This is a genomic window from Neptunitalea lumnitzerae, from assembly GCF_027924185.1.
GTDB lineage: Bacteria > Bacteroidota > Bacteroidia > Flavobacteriales > Flavobacteriaceae > Neptunitalea > Neptunitalea lumnitzerae.
The window spans coordinates 135,997-154,978 of record NZ_BRVO01000003.1 but is presented as its reverse complement, the minus strand read 5'-3'; the positions used below and the strand labels follow the sequence as shown (position 1 = coordinate 154,978).

The 18,982-nt window shown below is 33.6% G+C and carries 14 protein-coding genes; 10 read left to right on the top strand and 4 right to left on the bottom strand.

Annotated elements, in window-relative coordinates; all coding sequences use genetic code 11:
- Positions 1–110: 110 nt before the first annotated feature.
- Positions 111–2,813, top strand: coding sequence for a putative LPS assembly protein LptD (locus Y10_RS12990; RefSeq protein WP_281765839.1), 2,703 nt, complete (start codon positions 111–113; stop codon positions 2,811–2,813).
- 10 nt (positions 2,814–2,823) lie between these two features.
- Positions 2,824–3,210 carry a RidA family protein gene (locus Y10_RS12985; RefSeq protein ID WP_281765838.1) on the top strand — a complete coding sequence of 129 codons (387 nt, stop codon included), beginning with the start codon at positions 2,824–2,826 and terminating at the stop codon, positions 3,208–3,210.
- Between the two features lie 129 nt (positions 3,211–3,339).
- Here the strand turns inward: Y10_RS12985 and Y10_RS12980 are convergent, their stop codons facing one another.
- From Y10_RS12980 to pfkA, 3 genes are all read right to left on the bottom strand, one after another.
- Positions 3,340–4,197, bottom strand: coding sequence for an N-acetylglucosamine kinase (locus tag Y10_RS12980; RefSeq protein WP_281765837.1), 858 nt, complete (start codon positions 4,195–4,197; stop codon positions 3,340–3,342).
- 85 nt (positions 4,198–4,282) lie between these two features.
- Positions 4,283–5,284 (bottom strand): type I glyceraldehyde-3-phosphate dehydrogenase, encoded by a 1,002-nt coding sequence (gap, locus tag Y10_RS12975; protein WP_281765836.1) that lies wholly within the window; start codon positions 5,282–5,284, stop codon positions 4,283–4,285.
- Positions 5,285–5,322: 38 nt separating this feature from the next.
- Entirely contained in the window at positions 5,323–6,309 is a 987-nt protein-coding gene (gene pfkA, locus Y10_RS12970; RefSeq protein WP_281765835.1) for a 6-phosphofructokinase, read from the bottom strand.
- A gap of 116 nt (positions 6,310–6,425) precedes the next feature.
- Here pfkA and Y10_RS12965 point away from each other — a divergent pair, with 116 nt between their 5' ends.
- Complete coding sequence (locus Y10_RS12965) at positions 6,426–8,162, top strand: sodium:solute symporter family protein (RefSeq protein WP_281765834.1); 1,737 nt, start codon at positions 6,426–6,428, stop codon at positions 8,160–8,162.
- 54 nt (positions 8,163–8,216) lie between these two features.
- On the opposite strand, the gene Y10_RS12960 is transcribed toward Y10_RS12965, so the two are convergent.
- Entirely contained in the window at positions 8,217–12,785 is a 4,569-nt protein-coding gene (locus tag Y10_RS12960) for a translocation/assembly module TamB domain-containing protein (protein WP_281765833.1), read from the bottom strand.
- Between the two features lie 25 nt (positions 12,786–12,810).
- Here Y10_RS12960 and tsaD point away from each other — a divergent pair, with 25 nt between their 5' ends.
- From tsaD to Y10_RS12925, 7 genes are read left to right on the top strand one after another with little or no spacing between them, the layout of a single operon-like run.
- Positions 12,811–13,833: a tRNA (adenosine(37)-N6)-threonylcarbamoyltransferase complex transferase subunit TsaD gene (gene tsaD / locus Y10_RS12955; protein WP_281765832.1), complete on the top strand. Its 1,023-nt coding sequence runs from the start codon at positions 12,811–12,813 to the stop codon at positions 13,831–13,833.
- A gap of 29 nt (positions 13,834–13,862) precedes the next feature.
- The gene (locus Y10_RS12950; protein WP_281765831.1) at positions 13,863–14,570 is read left to right on the top strand and encodes a 16S rRNA (uracil(1498)-N(3))-methyltransferase; all 708 of its coding nucleotides are present in this window, start codon (positions 13,863–13,865) and stop codon (positions 14,568–14,570) included.
- Positions 14,570–15,214: a DUF4159 domain-containing protein gene (locus Y10_RS12945; RefSeq protein WP_281765830.1), complete on the top strand. Its 645-nt coding sequence runs from the start codon at positions 14,570–14,572 to the stop codon at positions 15,212–15,214. Before Y10_RS12950 ends, Y10_RS12945 begins: the two co-directional genes overlap by 1 nt.
- Positions 15,214–15,717, top strand: a complete 504-nt coding sequence (locus tag Y10_RS12940; RefSeq protein WP_281765829.1) for a TrmH family RNA methyltransferase — start codon at positions 15,214–15,216, stop codon at positions 15,715–15,717. The genes Y10_RS12945 and Y10_RS12940 overlap by 1 nt, the downstream gene beginning before the upstream one ends.
- A 24-nt stretch (positions 15,718–15,741) precedes the next feature.
- Positions 15,742–16,830 carry an AI-2E family transporter gene (locus Y10_RS12935; RefSeq protein ID WP_281765828.1) on the top strand — a complete coding sequence of 363 codons (1,089 nt, stop codon included), beginning with the start codon at positions 15,742–15,744 and terminating at the stop codon, positions 16,828–16,830.
- 4 nt (positions 16,831–16,834) lie between these two features.
- Positions 16,835–18,019 (top strand): THUMP-like domain-containing protein, encoded by a 1,185-nt coding sequence (locus Y10_RS12930; RefSeq protein WP_281765827.1) that lies wholly within the window; start codon positions 16,835–16,837, stop codon positions 18,017–18,019.
- A gap of 4 nt (positions 18,020–18,023) precedes the next feature.
- Positions 18,024–18,929: an alpha/beta hydrolase gene (locus tag Y10_RS12925; RefSeq protein WP_281765826.1), complete on the top strand. Its 906-nt coding sequence runs from the start codon at positions 18,024–18,026 to the stop codon at positions 18,927–18,929.
- Positions 18,930–18,982 lie beyond the last annotated feature (53 nt).

Here is an 18,982-nt window from a genome sequence, read left to right as displayed (position 1 = left end):
TATAAGCTATCGAGTGTTGGTTTGAAGTTACAGGCTTTAAAATCTTGTTGAGATTCTGAAAATTAGCTGTAATTGTAGCAAGTATTGTTTAAAGTTAAGTGTTATAAAAGTTGAAATATCCGGAAAAGTCAATTTATTTTATTTTTCTATTTCTGTTCTTAGGTTTTTTTGCAACGGCCCAAGAAACGGGAGACAAGAATAATGTAAATGTAGCACCCAGTGAAAAGTTTAAGTCACCAGATCCTTTGGTGGTTGAAACGCAACCTTTGACAGAGATAGAGGGAATAGAAGTTGTTGTAGATTCTTCAGAAACAGATACCCTGCCTAAAAAGAAACCTTTGCTAACTAGTAAGGTAATAGACAACGCAAAAGGGTACCGCAAATACAATGTAAAAGAAAATAAAATATACCTATACGATGATGCCTATCTTAAGTATGGAGATATGGAGCTTAATGCCGGGCAGATTATTGTAGATTTAAATAAAAATGAAGCATACGCGAAAGGTATAGTAGATAGTACAGGGACCTATACGCAATTGCCTGTATTTAATCAGGGTGGGCAAAGTGTTAACCCAGACTCTTTGTTGGTGAATATTGATACCCAAAAGGGATTGGTGTACGGTTCTAGAACAGTTCAGGGAGAAATGAATGTACGAACTGAAATTGTTAAAAAAGAAAACGATACTTTATATTATATCTACAATACCAAATTAACAACATCTTCTCACCCAGATGATGACCCAGAGTATTATATTAAAATAGATAAAGGGGTATTGGTACCAGGGGTTAAAGTGATTGCTGGGGTAAGCCAGATGTTTTTCTATGATGTGCCTACACCAATTGTTGCTCCGTTTGCATTTTTTCCTATGACTAGCGAGCGTAAGTCTGGTTTAATATTTCCAACTTTTGGAGAGGGGAGTAGAGGATACTTTATTCAAAACGGAGGGTATTACTTTGCTATTAGTGATTATGTAGATTTGGCATTACAAGGAGATTACTATACCAACGGTAGTTATGGTTTTAGTGCGCAATCTGCCTATTCACTTAGGTATAAGTTTAGTGGAAATTTTAATATTAATTATGAAAATCTAATTAGTGGACAAAAAGGATTTTCTAATTATGGTAGAACTAGTATCTATAATATAAGGTGGAGTCATTCACAAGATGCTAAGGCGAGTGCTAATTCTAGGTTTTCGGCTTCGGTAAACTTAGGTAGTAGTAGGTACTATCAACAATCTTTAGATCAAAGTACTACTTCTAACTTCTTAAATAATACCATGTCGTCATCGATATCTTATTCTAAAACATTTCCAGAGTATCCATCGGTAAACCTTTCATTAACGGCAACCCATTCACAAAATACTAATACGGAGGTTATTAATATGACCTTGCCTACTTTACAAGCTAGTGTAGAACGTATTTATCCGTTTGCACCTGCTAATGGTGCTAAAAAAGGAATTTTTCAAAATATTAATTTTCAATATAGTGTAAACGCTAAAAATGAGATACAAACGGTAGATTCTTTGTTTTTCAAAAAGGAAATGTTTGAAGATGCGGAGCTTGGTTTTAGGCATAGTATACCTGTTACCACCAACTTTAAGTTGTTTAAATATTTAAGCGCTAGTTTGAACTTTAACTATACCGATGTTTGGCAATTTCAAACGGTAAGGTATAACGATTACGATAATGCTTTGAATGAAGCTACTATTGATACTGTAAGTGGGTTTGATAGATTTGGAACCTATAATTTTGGTGCTAGTCTTGGTACTACATTGTACGGTACGTTTAATTTTGGCGAAGATAAAAAAATACAAGCTATTAGACATGTAGTTAGACCGTCTGTTAGTTATGCGTATACCCCTAGTTTTGATAATTATTACGATTATTATATTGCAGATGCTGAAGGTACTGTTGCAGATTATACTCGTTTTAATGGCGGTATGTATGGTAGCCCGGGTAGAAACCTTTCTAATACGGTAAGTTTTAGTTTGAACAATACACTGGAGGCTAAGGTTAGAGATAAGGATTCTACAGCTACTGAACCTAAAAAAATAAAGCTGTTGAATAACTTAAATTTTAGTACTGGATATAACATAGCGGCAGACTCCTTAGCGTGGAGCCCTTTGACTATGACAGGAAGTACTAACTTTTTTGACAATAAAATGACGGTTAATTTTGGTGCTACTTTTGATCCGTATGCTATTGATGCTTCTGGAACTAGAATTGAACAATTTAATATTGATAATGGAGGTAGTTTGTTTAGGTTAACAAAAGCTAATTTAACTACTAACTATTCTTTTTCTAGTAAAAGTTTTAAAAAGAAGAATAAGGATGATGATGAAGAGGAAAACCCAGAAAACCAGGTAACTGGTGGTAGGACGGATGATTTGTTTGGTCAAAACCAAGATTTCTCCAATGCCGATGCTATGGGCAGAAATAAGAAAGAAACCAAGGAAATAGAAAATGAGAATTATAGCAATGGTGTGCCCTGGGATTTAAAATTTGCGTACTCTCTTACCTATAGTAACCCTGCAAGACAACAGGAGTTGACTACCAATTCTTTAATGTTTTCTGGTAATATAGAACTTTCGCCCAGGTGGAAAGTAGGAGTGTCTTCTGGTTACGATTTTAAAGAACATGGCTTTACTTATACACAGTTTAGGTTTCAAAGAGATTTAGAAAGTTGGCAATTAAACTTTAATTGGGTACCTTTCAGTGCAAGAAGTTCTTGGTATTTCTTTATTGGTATCAACTCATCTGTATTGAGTGATCTTAAATGGGAGAAGAGAAGACCTTACGATCAAAATTTATAATAGTATACTTATGAATAAGAAAATAATAACCACTACCAATGCGCCTGCGCCTATTGGGCCTTATAATCAGGCGGTGTTAACAGGTAATATGCTTTATACTTCAGGACAAATTGCTATTGATCCTAAAACAGGTGAGTTAATAGAAGGTTCTATTGAGGAAGAAACAAAGCAAGTAATGGAAAACATTAAAGGAATTTTAGATGAAGTTGGTATTACGTTTGAAAATGTAATTAAAACCTCTATTTTCTTAAGTGATATGAATCAGTTTGCAAAAGTGAATGCAATTTATGGTACTTATTTTAACGAGGTTACTGCGCCTGCAAGAGAAACTGTAGAAGTAGCTAATTTACCAAAGTTTGTAAATGTAGAGATTAGTGTTATTGCTATTGTAGAATAGTGGTAAGCTAATTGTTTTAGAAATATTTTAAATATCAATTTACTTGTTTAAGTAGGTTGGTTGTTTAAAAGAAATAAAAAAGGGTTACAATTTTATTGTAACCCTTTTTTATGGTATATGTAGTACGTTCTATTCAAACATTAAGTTTTTGTGGTATTCCACAAGCCCATCAATAGGTTTTCTTAAAACGTTACCCATGCTTAAGTTGTTTTCTTTAAGGATAGCATTTAATTCATCTTTCAGATAAAAAGCAATACTACCAATAAAGTGAATTGGCACACGCTCAGCTTGTTCAAACTGTCTAATTGAGTTATCGATGAATAATTGCATTCCTTTTTTAATAAGTTTCTGCATGTATTCTTCTTTTTTGTTCTCAATTACAAATCTTGCAAAAGTTGCTAAGTATGTATTAGGGTTTGGCTGTCTGTATAAGTGGTTCTTAATAACATCGGCCTCCATATCATAATTCTGAGCAAATTTGCTAGCAAGGTGCTTTGGTATTTTATGATAATAATAATCACGTAATAATTGACGTCCGAAGTAGTTACCACTACAGTCGTCCATTAAAATATAACCTAAGGAATCAACTTTTTGGAAAAGTTCATGACCATCCCAGTAACTACAATTAGAACCGGTACCTAAAATTGCAACAATAGCTTGCTCATCAATAGTTACTGTAGCGTATACGGCTGCATAAGTATCTTCTTTCACAATAATTTTTCCGTTCGGAAAATATGCCTGAAAAATATCTCTTAAGAAATTTCTCATACGAAGAGTACCACAACCTGCTCCGTAGAAAAAAAGTTGAGTTACTTCTTTTCTGTGTTTAAACAGCTCAAAGTTGTTGGCTAGTCGCTCATCAATAATTTCTCTAGGTAAAACCTCTGGGCTTAAACCAAGGGTTTGTGTAAAGAATAATTGATTACCGTTATCGTCTAATGCTATCCAGTCTGCTTTGGTGGCGCCGCTATCTACAATTAATATCATTTTAAACTATTTAGGTTAAAACATTGCTCTCTGTTAAAAGAGCAATGTTGAATATAATTTGTTTGTTTGTGTTTGTTTCTTAAGCTTATAGAGAAGCTACGTGTAAAGCTAAATCTACAAGTTTGTTAGAGTATCCTGTTTCGTTATCGTACCAAGATACTACTTTGAAGAATGAAGAGCTTAATCCAATACCAGCTCCTGCATCAAATACACTAGTTTGTTTTTCTCCAACGAAATCTTGAGAAACAACAGCTTCAGTAGTATATCCAAGAACACCTTTCATTGGTCCTTCAGAAGCAGCTTTCATAGCTTCACAAATTTCTTCGTAAGAAGTTTCTTTTTCTAAACGAACTGTTAAGTCAACAACAGAAACGTCAGTAGTAGGTACTCTAAATGCCATACCAGTAAGTTTTCCGTTTAATTCAGGAATAACTTTACCTACCGCTTTAGCAGCTCCTGTAGAAGATGGGATAATGTTAGCAAGTGCACTTCTACCACCTCTCCAGTCTTTTCTAGAAGGACCATCAACAGTCATTTGAGTAGCTGTTGTAGCGTGTACAGTTGTCATTAAACCTTCAACAATTCCGAAAGAATCATTTAATACTTTAGCAATAGGAGCTAAACAGTTAGTAGTACAAGAAGCGTTAGAAACAATAGTATCTGCAGCTGTAGCTTCTGTGTGGTTAACACCCATTACATACATTGGAGCATCAGCAGAAGGAGCAGAAATAACTACTTTCTTAGCACCAGCGTTAATGTGGAATTGAGCTTTTTCTAAAGTAGTGAAGATACCAGTACATTCAGCAACAACATCAGCACCAACTTCGTCCCATTTTAAGTTGTTAGGATCTTTCTCAGCAGTAATTCTAACAGTTTTACCGTTAACTACTAAGTTACCACCTTCAACTTCAACAGTTCCGTTAAATCTTCCGTGAACAGAATCATACTTTAATAAGTAAGCTAAGTGATCAACATCTAATAAGTCGTTAATTGCAACAACTTCTACATTTTCTCTTTCTGCTACTGCTCTGAATACGATTCTACCGATTCTACCGAAACCGTTAATTCCTATTTTTAAACTTGACATAATTCTAAAATTTATATTAATTTTTGTTAGTTAGTATATTAAACAGACATGATGTCTGATACTCTTAATAATTCTCTATCTATTTCTGTGTGTCCTTTAATTGCTTGGTCTAGCGGTGTAAGGCACATTTTGTCTTGTAATAAACCTACCATGTAACCAGATTTACCATCTAGTAAGCTTTCTACTGCTTTTACTCCCATTCTAGAAGCAAGTACTCTATCAAAACATGTTGGAGAACCACCACGTTGCATGTGTCCTAATACAGATACACGTACGTCGTAGAAAGGTAAATGTTCATTAACGTAATCTTTTAATTCAAATACGTTTTTACCAATGTTATCACCTTCAGCTACAATTACAATACTTGAAGTTTTTCCAGAACGTCTACTTTTTTCTAAAGATTCTAATAATCTGTCTAAACCTAAGTTTTCTTCCGGAATTAAGATTTCCTCTGCTCCAGCGCCAATACCAGCGTTTAAAGCAATGTGTCCAACATCACGTCCCATAACTTCAATAAAGAATAATCTGTCATGAGAACTTGCGGTATCTCTAATTTTGTCAATTGCATCTACAACAGTATTTAAGGCAGTATCATAACCTAGTGTGTAGGTAGTACCTTTAATATCGTTGTCAATAGTACCGGGGATACCTACTATTGGAATATTGTATTCCTGGCTAAATATCATTGCTCCGGTAAACGTTCCATCACCACCTATGGCAACCAATGCTTCAATATTGGCTTCCTTAAGGTTATTATAAGCTTTTGCTCTCCCCTCTGGGGTTTTAAACTCTAAAGAGCGTGCAGACCTCAAGATGGTACCGCCACGGTTAATAATAGCTTTTACACTACGGGCATTCATGTCTTCAAAATCACCTTCAATCATTCCCTGATAACCTCTATGAATTGCTATACACTCTTTATTGTGGTAGGCACATGTCCTAACCACGGCTCTAATTGCAGCATTCATTCCAGGGGAATCACCTCCCGAGGTAAATACCCCAATTTTTGTTATGTTTGTTGACATAAAATTGTTATTTAGGTGTATAAATTTACTAACTTATTTTTATTTAGATGCCTCATTGAAATTTAATTTTAAGTAGTTAACATTTTCCAACGTTGTCGTTAATAAATAATTAGAATATGACCCTCTCAAATTTAGATTTTGCATTATTAGGCGCCTTTTTTTTACTTTCTCTCTTAATTGGAGTGTTTTTGTCTAAAAAATCGGGTAGCTCTTCACGTTCATTTTTTCTGTCGGATAGTAATATGCCTTGGTGGCTTTTAGGAGTTTCTATGGTGGCTACAACTTTTGCGGTAGATACCCCAAATTTAGTATCTGGAATTATTAGAAAAGATGGAGTGGCCGGAAACTGGGTGTGGTGGAGTTTTTTACTTACCGGAATGTTAACGGTTTTTTTCTATGCCAAATTATGGCGTAAAAGCGGTATTACTACCGATTTGGAATTTTATGAAATGCGGTATAGTGGTAAATCGGCGGCATTTTTAAGAGGTTTCAGAGCTATTTATTTAGGAGTGTTTTTTAATGTGGTTATTATGGCTAATGTTTGTGTAGCAGCTATTAAGATTGGTCATGTAATGTTTGGTTTTAGTAAATATGAAACCTTATTAATAGCATCTGTTATTACCGTTTTATATTCTATGTTGGGTGGTTTAAAAGGGGTTATAGTTACCGATTTTGTACAATTTATTATTGCTATGGTAGGTAGTATTTGGGCAAGTATTTATATAGTAAACTTGCCACAAATAGGTAGTTTAGATGTGTTGTTTAGTAATGATTTAGTGCAAAGTAAAACAGCTATGATGCCAGATTTTGGAAATCCGGCTGTATTTGTGCCTATCTTTTTAGTACCGTTGGCAGTGCAATGGTGGAGTGTGTGGTACCCAGGTTCTGAGCCGGGAGGTGGTGGATATATAGCACAACGTATGTTAGCAGCTAAAAATGAAAAGCATGCTACCTGGGCTGTACTGTTTTTCAATTTTGCGCATTATGCAATTCGTCCGTGGCCATGGATTGTAATTGGTTTAGCATCGCTTATTGTGTTTCCAGATTTAACGTCTTTACAAAGTGCTTTTTCAGATTTAGACCCTTCTTATATTAAAGATGATTTGTCATACCCTGCAATGTTAACCTTTTTACCTTCAGGATTGTTAGGGTTGGTGTTTACTTCTTTAGTTGCAGCTTTTATGAGTACTATCTCTACGCATTTAAATTGGGGGAGTTCGTATGTGGTAAATGACTTTTATGTGCGTTTTTTAGATAAAAATGCCTCTGAAAAAAGTAAGGTTGCAGTTGGTAGAGTAGCTACTTTTTTATTAATGATTTTTGCAGCTTTAATTGCTTTATATGTGTTAGAGGATGCTAAGGAGTCTTTTGATTTGTTATTGCAGATTGGGGCAGGTACTGGCTTATTATTTATTTTAAGATGGTTTTGGAGCCGTATAAATCCATATAGTGAGATTGCTGGTATGGTAATATCATTTGCCATTGCTTTGTTGTTTTTTGTGGATGGAAAAATGGAAACGCCATTTTTTGACTTTTTAGAGGATTATCAAAAATTAATAGTAGGTGTAGTGGTTACTACTTTGGGGTGGGTAATTACCAGTTTGGTTACCAAACCTAGCAAGCAAGAAACCTTAGATGCTTTTAACGAAAAGATATTTGGAGGTGAAGCTAAAAAACTAAGTAATTTTAAATATAAAATAACAGCCTTTTTTGTTGGTACTATTGCTATTTATTGTGCGTTGTTTGCCATAGGTAATTTCATCTACGGAAATTTGTTGTATGGCTGGTTGTTGCTATTGGTATTTGTAGTGTCGTTTATACTTATCTACCGAATGAAGAAATATCTTTTTTAAAGCGGCTACTAGATACTAAAGTTTAAATACTTTGCAGGCTTGATTTAAAAATAATTACTTGCCTTCTTCATTTTGTGAGGAAGGCTTATTTTTTAACTTTATAAGTCCGTCACCTTGTATTTCGGTACCTTCATTTTTTTGTGCTTCTTCTTGCTTTCTTTTCTCGGCAGCTTCTTTAGCTCGACGTTCTTCTTCAGGATCATTATCTAGGTAAACTTCGTCTTCTTTTTTACCTTTAAATATAATACGCCATAGTTCTCCAAAGGTATCAAAGTCAACTTGATAAGATAAACCAACACCTTGTGTATAGCCTTGTGTACTTGCTAAGAAATCTTGAATTTCTGTTTGTTTGTTAAATACTTTAGCGCTTAGCGTACCTTCATCATTTAAAAGTATTTGAACCTCTGCATCTCCAGCCACTACTGTTTCTGTTACACCACCTACCGGAACACCAACCTTACCGTTAAATAGTATGCGGTCGCTAATTTGTGTAGATATGGTTACCCCAAATTGGTCATCGGTTTTATAATCGTAAGTGGCATTGGTTTCACCAATTTCATATGATAGCGCTACATTAAGTTTGTTGTTAGCTCCACCTAATTGGTTGTTAATTTGACTGAACAAAGATTCTGATACCAATGTATTGGCAACGCCTTGTAGCGCTGTATTATTATCGTCTCCAACAAATGTACCACTAGATAGCAAGTAAATAGCTTGTCGTTGCCTTCTATCATCATCTTGTAAGCGGTAGTTTAACTCTGATGCCATTACTGGGTTGGTATCTGGAAACTCAATATCAAAACTAGTAGTAGGATTCATTAATTCTCCTTCCAAATTAATGAGTACGTTGGTTCTAATTTTTCTGTTAAACTGATTATTTTCTAATAATAATGACGGGTTGGCATTTAAGCTATATACAGCTTTTAAATCTCTTAAAACCGCTTGTGTAGGGTCACCTTCCCATGTAATACTACCTCCGGGTTGTAGGGTAAAGGTTTTATTAATAATACCGTAATTTTTAAAGTTATAGGTTCCTTCTGTGGTAATAAAATCACCCCACATATTAAACTTACCGTTGGTGTTTATCTCCATTAAAAGGGTTCCTTCTCCACGGCCCTTTAAAGTACTACCTGTTTTTCTATCGGTAACAATTTCTATTTCTGCTTTTGGAGTAATGGTTAAATCAAAACTTAATTCTAACCCAGAGTATTCTTTAGCAGTTCTTTTTTTAGCATCATCTTTGGTTTCATGCTTGCTGATAAATTCAATAAAGGAATCGTCTCCAATAGAAACAGCATCATTAATTGGTATTTTAAATGAGGTGCCTCTTTCCGTAACCCCTGTAACATCTATATTTAAAGCATCTATACCGCCATATATATCAGCAGATCCACGTAAAAAGGCGGTACCATAAAACAAGGTTTCTCCATCGTCTACCGTATTTAAAACTAAAAAACGCTCATTATTTGTTACTAAACCGAGACTAAGTGCCCAGTCATCAAACTTATTGTGCATAATACTACCGTCTAAAGAGGCAGAGGTTTTATATTTAGTGTCTACAATAGTTACGTTGTCAAAATCAAAAGAGTCACCTGTTAATACAACTTTGGAGGCTTCAGAAAAGTCGATGTCTAATCCTAAATAAGGTATTTTTAATCCTGCACCAAAAAGATTGAGCAATCCGTTAATTTTAGGATTGGTAAAGCTTCCGGTAATTTTTGCATCACCGGTTACATAACCCCGCATATCAGATATTACAATACCTCCTAACGGACTAAATGGCGCTAATTTTAGATTGCTTAAATATAAATTAAGGTCTAGTAAGTTATTTGGTTTATTAAGGTCTATACTACCAATAATATTTAGGTTCTTATTAACGTCGTTTACAATTTCAACATTTACATTGTATTTAGAGAGCGATTTGTCTCCAATAATATCCATTTCAAAATCACCTAACATATGATCATTCAAAACAAAATTTTGTATGGTTAGGTTAGAGGTAGGTAGATTAATGTTGTTTTTTTGAAACAGCTTAAATTTACCATTAATAATTCCCGCCATTGATAAACTATCTATATCAGGTGCTATGTGCTCTAGCAGCACATTGTCAAATTGTAAGTTTAAATCTTTATAGGTAGAGTCTTTTAATTGACCTTTAAATTTAATTATCTCATCGTTATAATTCATTACTATTTCGTCAATAGCAATGGAGTCAAAATCTCTATCAAAAACAACTCTGTTACGTGCATTGTTATCTTTATTTAAAAGCCATTTATTTCCTTTAAAGGTAAGATCAGAGGTTTTTAACCCTACAATAGAAAGTTGCTCTTTATTAAAAGTATGATAGAAATTAAGGTTGTATGTGTCTTGGTTGTTTTTACCTCCTGAAAATTCTGTTCTAAAATACAAGGTATCTTTAATGGTAGAGTTAATAAGGCTGAAGTTATTTATGTCATAATAACCTGTTTCTATTTTATTAACTTCAATAAAGGTATTGTACAATGGGTTTTTGTTGTCTACTTGTAAATTAATATCATCTAAAATGTAGCCAAATGCATTAATAGAAGGCGATTTAAAAGTAAGTTTAAACGCGTTGTCTTCACTATAAATAGAACCTCTAATATTGGTGTTTGGGGCAAATTCAAGTTCAGGGTAGAAAACGTCTACAATTTTGTCATAAATTTTAAAATTAAATTTTATGAATTGTGTAGAATCTATTTCATATGGTTTATAGTTAGGGTAAATACTACCAATAGAGTTTTCAACCATTTTAAAGATTTGATTGAATTTATATTTACCTACAACAGTACCTGAAATAATATCAGGAGAATTTATTTCTATAGTTCTAGTTCTTTCATTATCAAAGTTTGATAACACTGAAAAATCATCAAAGACATAGGTTTCATTTTGGTTTACATATTTTGTTTTTTCAAACTTGATAGAGCCTTCTAAATCGTCAATGGTATTTCCTTTTAAATTGATGATGATGTTTCCTTGAAAGTTAGAAATACTATCTCTTTCAATAAAATGTAGTGCATTTAAATTTGCTTGTGCAACAGCAGCATTAAATTCAAACGACTTAGTTTTAGACCCTAGGTCTGCTAAACCTTCAAAAGTAAATTGTAGGTTTTTGTCAAATGATTTTAAGTAGCCATTAAAAAGTTGATTTTTAACCGTACCTCTAACCACAACATCTTTATAAGTGTAATGATTATAGTATAGTCTACTAATTTTACCATGTAATTTGGTATTAACGTTTTTCTGGTTAAAGCCTTTACCGTCTACATCTACGGCAAGTGAAACTTTACCTAAATCTGTAGCTTTAATATATTTACCAATATTAAAGTCTTCAAGAATAATATGCCCTTTATAAGATGCGTTGTCAATATCTTCAATATTGGTAATAGATAAATTTGCATCTGCACTACCAATTTCTGTAATAAGGTGTGTGTTTGTAGTTAAGTAATTTTCAGCAACGGTTACTTTTCCTGTAACAGTGAAACGTCCAAATCTGTTAAAGTTACTTGGTAGTCTATTTCCAAGTAAATTAGGTAACAGGCCTGTTAACTCGTAATAGTCTGAAGTAATCTGTTCTATATCTCCCTCAATGCTGTACGGTTTATCACTTTCAAATAAGTTGGTGAATTTATAATTTCCCTTAATTACAGATTGGTTGTAGGTAACATCTAAATTTTCGGTTTGAAGTTCATTCAGCGTACCTGAAATGTCAGAAGAAAATACAACCGTTTTATTAAGTCCAAACTCATTATAGAACAAGTTAATATCATCAGAGTTAATAATAGAGTTTTTAAAATTACCAGAAACATTTACCTTGTTTAAAAAATCTGAGAAATCTTCTCGGTTATAATCAAAATAAATATTACCACTTAGATTAGACTTTTCTGTGGCAGTTTCAAAATCTGTCAGCTGCATACGCTTTTTAGAATAACTAAAATTACCAACCAAATTTTTTACTACCAATCCCGTTTCTGTTTCAAAAGCCATTTGCTTAATATCGGCATACACTCTAGGGCCTTCTAGCTTAAATTTATCTACAGAAAGGTTTAGTTTGTCAAAATTTAAAACTACTGGGCTTTCCAGATTTTCATTAACAAATTGAAATTGACTATCTTCTAAATTAATTTTAGAAAATTTCATGATAAAAGGAGAGCTACTGGTACTTGTAGAATCTCCGTCCAATTTAGCTACAAAAATATCTAAGTTACTATCGGTTTCTCCTTTGTAAGTTTTAATTCTGAAAAAGGCATCAGACAAATCTGCTTTACCAAATTCAAGTTTGTTATTAAATATATTACGTATACCTAATAACGATGTTTTTAGTTTGGCTACAGCTATTAAGGTGTCTTTTTGGTAGTCTTCTATATAAATGCCTTTTAGCTTTACATTACCGTTAAAAGTAATGTGTATTTTATCTATATTAATATTTGTACCATATTGCTCGTTTAAGGAGTTGGTAACTTTTTTAGCAATATAAGATTGTACTGGCGGTAAGGCCAATACTGTAAATAATAGTATTAGAAATAAAAGTATGCCAAGAAAAATACGAAGGAGTATTTTTCTAAATTTTTTGATACGACTATATGTTTTACCTTTGTCTTCCAAATTAAAAATTGTATTCCAAACTTTTATGAATACTACTAACTGTTACATATTAGCTATAGAGTCATCGTGTGATGATACATCAGCTGCTGTTTTGTACAACGGAAAAATACTTTCCAATGTTGTGGCTAACCAAAAAATTCATGAAGCTTATGGAGGGGTGGTACCCGAACTGGCGTCACGAGCTCACCAGCAAAATATTGTTCCGGTGGTTCATCAGGCTTTAGCCAAGGCAAATATCGATAAAAAACAGTTATCTGCCATAGCTTTTACGCGTGGACCCGGATTAATGGGGTCATTATTGGTAGGAACCTCATTTGCGAAGTCTTTAGCCTATGGTTTAAACATACCTTTAATAGAGGTAAACCATATGCAAGCACATATTTTAGCACATTTTATAGACGAGGAAGGTTATGATAAGCCAAGTTTTCCGTTTTTAGCGTTAACCATAAGTGGGGGGCATACCCAAATTGTGAAGGTGAATAGCTATTTTGATATGGAAGTAATTGGAGAAACCATTGATGATGCTGTTGGCGAAGCCTTTGATAAAAGTGCTAAAGTTTTAGGGTTGCCTTACCCTGGCGGACCATTAATAGATAAATATGCGCAGTTAGGAAATCCTAAGGCTTATCCGTTTACGAAACCTAAAGTGGCCGACCTTAATTTTAGTTTTAGTGGATTAAAAACGGCTATCATGTATTTTGTGCAAAATAATGTAAAAGAAGATGCTGATTTTGTTGCCAAGAACATGAATGATATTTGTGCTTCTATTCAATACACTATCATCAATATAATTGTTGATAAGCTTAAAAAAGCTGTGAAGCAAACCGGCATTAAACAAATAGCTATTGGTGGAGGTGTTTCGGCTAATTCGGGTATTAGAACTACTTTAAAACAAGCTGAAAACAGATTTGGGTGGAAAACATACATACCTAAATTTGAGTATACCACAGATAATGCTGCCATGATTGCTATAGTAGGGTATTTTAAATACCTTGAGCAAGATTTTGCAGATGAAAATGTAGCAGCCAAAGCAAGATATCAGCTATAAATTGTATCTTGCTTATAAAATTATATTGAATGCAACTTTTTTATACTCCTGATATAACTCCCGAAACCAAAAGTTTCTTTTTTAATAGTGAAGAAAGTAAACATATTGTTAGGGTGTTAAGAAAAAAAGAGGGTGATGAACTTTACATTACTAATGGTAAAGGGTATTTGTTTACGGCTGTTGTTACACTAGCCAATCAGAAAAGGTGTGAGGTAGAGGTTGTTAATGTAGAACTGAAAGCGCCACGACATTACTATTTGCATATGTTGGTGGCACCTACTAAAATGAACGATCGCTATGAGTGGTTTTTAGAAAAGGCAACTGAAATAGGAGTTGATGAAATAACACCTATCATATGCGACCATTCAGAGCGTAAAGTGGTGAAAGTAGATCGGTTTGAAAAAATTATACAATCTGCCATGAAACAATCACTTTCATGTTACAAGCCTATTCTTAATGAAGCTATTAGTTTTAAAGAGGCTATGGAAGGTTCTTTTAAAGGCTTACGTTTTATAGCGCATTGTGAAGAGAGCGAACGCCATAGTTTAAAAAGAAAAGTGGTTATAGATAATGATGTTGTCATGCTCATTGGTCCTGAAGGTGACTTTTCTTTAGAGGAAATAGAATTAGCAAAAGAAAAAGGTTTTGAGCCTGTAACGTTAGGAGATCAACGATTAAGAACAGAAACTGCAGCTATTGTGGCATGCCATACAGTAGCTTTAAATAATATGTTTTAATGAAGAAATGGATGCCTTTATGGGTACTTTTGCTATTTGCTTCTCAAGCATTTTCGCAAGAGATAGCCTTACTAAAATATAAGGGAGGAGGAGACTGGTACGGAAATCCAACTTCTTTACCTAATCTTATTCAGTTTTGTAATGAACATATAGATACCAAGATAGCTGAAAATCCGGCAACGGTAGAGGCAGGGAGTGTTGAAATTTTTCAATATCCGTTTATACACATGACGGGGCACGGGAATGTGTTTTTTTCAGAAGATGATGCAGAAAATTTGAGAAAATATATGCTTTCAGGAGGCTTTTTACATGTAGATGATAATTATGGTATTAAGCAATACTTAGAGCGTGAATTGAAGAAAGTTTTTCCAGATAAAGAGCTTGTAGAAATACCTGCTAGCCATGCTATTTTTCATCAGGTGTATGATTTTCCTAATGGGTTGCCTAAAATTCACGAACACGATAATAAGCGTCCCCAAGCATTTGGTATTTTTGATAAAGATCGGTTAATATTCTTATTTACGTATGAATGTGACTTGGGTGATGGTTGGGAAAATGAGGAAGTACATAACGATCCTTTAGAAGTTCGCTTAAAAGCATTACGCATGGGAGCGAATATTGTAAAATATGTTTTTGAGAATTAATGCAGTTAACACACGACCAAAACCAATTTAGTAAAAGGCAATTTCCTATTACTATAGTATGTGACACTATTACTTCCCCGGCTAATGTAGGTGCTATATTTAGAGCAGCGGATGCATTTGGTGTAGAGAAAGTAATGTTTTGTGGCGGTATTCCTGATTTTGGAAAACGTATGCGAAAAACATCTAGAAGCACGGAGCAATATGTGCCTTTTGAAGTTACACAGGAAGAAACCTTACAAGCAGTAGAAAAGTTAAAAGAAGAAGGTTATACTATTTGTGCTGTAGAGATAACAGCAAACAGTGTACCTTTGAATAAGGTAAATTTTAAAGATTTTGCAAAGGTTGCTTTGGTACTAGGAGCAGAGAATTTTGGTGTAAACAACGCTGTACTACAAATATCAGATGTGGTTACGCATATTACCATGTATGGTAATAATAGTAGTATGAATGTAGCTCAGGCACTTACTATTGCATTATATGAAAGTACTAATGCTTTAGGTTAATTTAATCTTATAATTAAAACGGTTATGAATTCTAAAATAATTGCTAATGGTATTTTAAGGGCCTTTTTTATAATAGCTGCTATTGTAATTGGTATTTATTTTATTGAGGTTATTTTTCCGGTTCTTATTTATCTTATTCTGGCAATGGTTGTTAGTATAACCGGTAGACCGTTTGTTTCGTTTTTAAAGCATAGATTGCGTTTTAATAATACGGTAGCCGTAGTGGTAACCATGATCTTATTGGTTTGCGTAATTTTTGGTTTTATAAGTTTGTTTATTCCTTTAATTTCTAGCCAAAGTGAGAATCTGTCGCTACTTAAAATAGAAGATTTAAAAAATAATTTTAACAGTCTGTACCTAGATATTAAGTATTATTTTTCTAACAAGCATATAGATATAGAGAAGGAGCTAGAGGGAGTAGATATTTTAAAAAGCTTCAATTTAGACTTTATACCTTCCTTTATCAATGGGTTTATTAGTTTCCTTGGGTCGTTTACCATGGGGTTATTCTCTACCTTGTTTATTACTTTCTTTTTATTGAAAGATGCCAAATTGGTAGAGCGTACCATTATGGCAGTTGCTCCTAAAAAACAAAAAAGACATTTTAAAAGAGCTATGGATACCTTGAAAGTATTACTGTCTAGATACTTTATAGGTTTAGGGATGCAAATTTTAATATTGTTTGTGGTGTATACCATAACACTTCTAATTTTTGGAGTAGAGAACGGAGTGGTGATTGCTTTTATTTGTGCGTTATTGAATTTAATACCTTATTTAGGGCCACTAATAAGTTTCTTTTTAATGATATTGCTTACCATGGTAAGTAATATAGGTCATGATTTTAGTACCGAAATTTTACCTACTACCATCTACGTAATGATAGGGTTTATAATTGGTCAGTTGATAGATAACTTTTTCAGTCAACCTTTTATTTTCTCAAGTAGCGTAAAGAGTCATCCTTTAGAAATTTTCTTAGTAATTATAATAGCAGGGTTATTATTTGGACCTTTAGGTATGGTATTTTGCATTCCTGCTTATACGGCCATAAAAGTGGTGTTGAAACAATTTTTACCCAATAATAAGGTGGTACAATTACTTACCAAAAATATGTAGTCTTTTGAATAAAGCTATCTTAGATAAAGAAATACAAGCGTTTATTTTAGCCAACATACATAGCAATACTAATGAGTTGCTGTTAAAGAAACCACTTTTTGCTTCAGTAACCAATGCTGAGGTTGTAGAGCAAATAGAGGCAGCTAAACGTACTATTAAAAAGTTGCCAGTATGGTTTGAAACTCCTTTAATTTATTACCCTAATAAATTAAATATAGAACAAACTTCATCAGAAGAAACAGCTATTTATAAGAGCCAATTAGTAAGTGGAAAGTCTCTTGTAGATATTACAGGTGGTTTTGGTGTAGATGCTTATTACTTTAGTAAAAGGGTTGCCGAGGTAATTCACTGTGAGATAAATGAAACGCTTAGCGATATTGTGGCGCATAATTTAACTGCCTTGCATACATTGAATATTCAATGTGTTAAAGGAGACGGATTGGGGTATGTAAGAAATTGTGAGAAACGTTTCGATTGGATTTATGTAGATCCTTCAAGGAGAAACGATGCTAAAGGAAAGGTTTTTATGTTAGCCGATTGTTTACCAGATGTACCTTCTAATTTAGATTTATTATTTGAGAAATCTGATAACATTCTTATTAAAACATCTCCTATACTGGATATTACTAACGGATTGCTAGAGTTAAACCATGTAGCAGAAATACATGTGATAGCAGTACAAAATGAAGTAAAGGAATTGTTATGGGTGCTTAAAAAAGGATATGAGGGGAGGGTGCAAATTATAACAGCTAATATACAAGCAGATGGTTTGCAAAAATTCACATACGATTTTGCTGAAGAACAAGATGTAGTAGCCAGTTATGCTGAACCTTTAACCTTTTTATATGAGCCTAATGCTGCCATTATGAAATCGGGTGCTTTTAAAACCATAGGGAAACAATATGGTGTGGCTAAATTACATGCGCATTCTCATCTGTATACTAGTACAGAACTATTAGATTTCCCAGGTAGAAGATTTGAAATTAAAGAGGTAATACCTTATCAAAAGAAAATAGTAAAACAAAAATTACAGAACGCTAAAGCAAATATTGCTACCAGAAACTTCCCGGATAAACCAGAAGTTTTTAAAAAGCAGTTTAAAATAAAAGATGGAGGAGAGGTGTACATTTTTTTAACTACCGATATACGTAACAAAAAGGTGGTGTTGGTTACCAACAAAGTAAATTAGTTTTATGAAAAAGTGGATTAAAAGAGTATTATGGTTTTTAGTTGGCCTAGTACTTATATTTACCAGTGTAGTTTATTTTTATTTACCTAGGTTAGTTATTGAAATTAAAAATCCGATTGTTTTTAAACACAGAGATATCCCAGTAACTTATGGGGAGGTTTTTCCTGATGGTAAAGAAGTAACCATAACCACTTTTGATAATTTAAAGCTTAAAGGGTTTTTAACCTATGCTACTACACAGAAAGCAAAGGGAACTGTGATTTTATTACATGGTATTAGAAGTGTAAAAGAAAGCTATATAGGATTAAGTAAAGATTTAAGTGTACAAGGGTATAATACCTTTGCTTTTGATTTAAGAGCGCATGGAGAGAGTGAAGGAAGGTATAATACCTTTGGAGCTAAAGAAAGAAAGGATGTAAGTGCTATTGTAGATTATTTAGACGGTAAAGGATATAGTAATGTAGGGGTATGGGGAAGATCGTTAGGTGGTGCTATTGCTTTACAGGCTTTAGGTACCGATGACAGACTTAAATTTGGAGTTATAGAAAGTACCTTTTCAGACTTTAATATTGTAGTACATGATTATACAGCGTTGTTTACTGGTATAGATAGTTATGCTTTTTCTAATTTTTTAGTAAAGCGTGCTGGTGAGATAGGGGAGTTTAATCCTGAGAGTGTAAAACCTGTGGAATTGTGTAAGCAAATAAAGCAACCTATTTATATGAGTCATGGTACGGCAGACCATAGAATAGCGTATAAATATGGTAAGATGAATTACGATGCTTTAGCAAGTGAGCAGAAAGTATTTGAAACCATACCTAATGCTACCCATATGAATGTTTGGTATATTGCAGGGGAAGCACACTTTAATAAGATTGTGAATTTTTTAAATGAAACTATAGCAGAGTAAGCAGTAGAGATAAAATATGAAAAAAGCCACCATAAGGTGGCTTTTTTTAGTAG

Excerpts from the sequence above, each read along its gene's own strand:
- Y10_RS12925 (WP_281765826.1), top strand. The coding sequence starts at position 18,024 with ATGAAAAAGTGGATTAAAAGAGTATTATGGTTTTTAGTTGGCCTAGTA.
- pfkA (WP_281765835.1), bottom strand. The coding sequence starts at position 6,309 with ATGTCAACAAACATAACAAAAATTGGGGTATTTACCTCGGGAGGTGAT.
- Y10_RS12965 (WP_281765834.1), top strand. The coding sequence starts at position 6,426 with ATGACCCTCTCAAATTTAGATTTTGCATTATTAGGCGCCTTTTTTTTA.
- gap (WP_281765836.1), bottom strand. The coding sequence starts at position 5,284 with ATGTCAAGTTTAAAAATAGGAATTAACGGTTTCGGTAGAATCGGTAGA.
- tsaD (WP_281765832.1), top strand. The coding sequence starts at position 12,811 with ATGAATACTACTAACTGTTACATATTAGCTATAGAGTCATCGTGTGAT.
- Y10_RS12950 (WP_281765831.1), top strand. The coding sequence starts at position 13,863 with ATGCAACTTTTTTATACTCCTGATATAACTCCCGAAACCAAAAGTTTC.
- Y10_RS12985 (WP_281765838.1), top strand. The coding sequence starts at position 2,824 with ATGAATAAGAAAATAATAACCACTACCAATGCGCCTGCGCCTATTGGG.
- Y10_RS12940 (WP_281765829.1), top strand. The coding sequence starts at position 15,214 with ATGCAGTTAACACACGACCAAAACCAATTTAGTAAAAGGCAATTTCCT.
- Y10_RS12935 (WP_281765828.1), top strand. The coding sequence starts at position 15,742 with ATGAATTCTAAAATAATTGCTAATGGTATTTTAAGGGCCTTTTTTATA.
- Y10_RS12945 (WP_281765830.1), top strand. The coding sequence starts at position 14,570 with ATGAAGAAATGGATGCCTTTATGGGTACTTTTGCTATTTGCTTCTCAA.
- Y10_RS12980 (WP_281765837.1), bottom strand. The coding sequence starts at position 4,197 with ATGATATTAATTGTAGATAGCGGCGCCACCAAAGCAGACTGGATAGCA.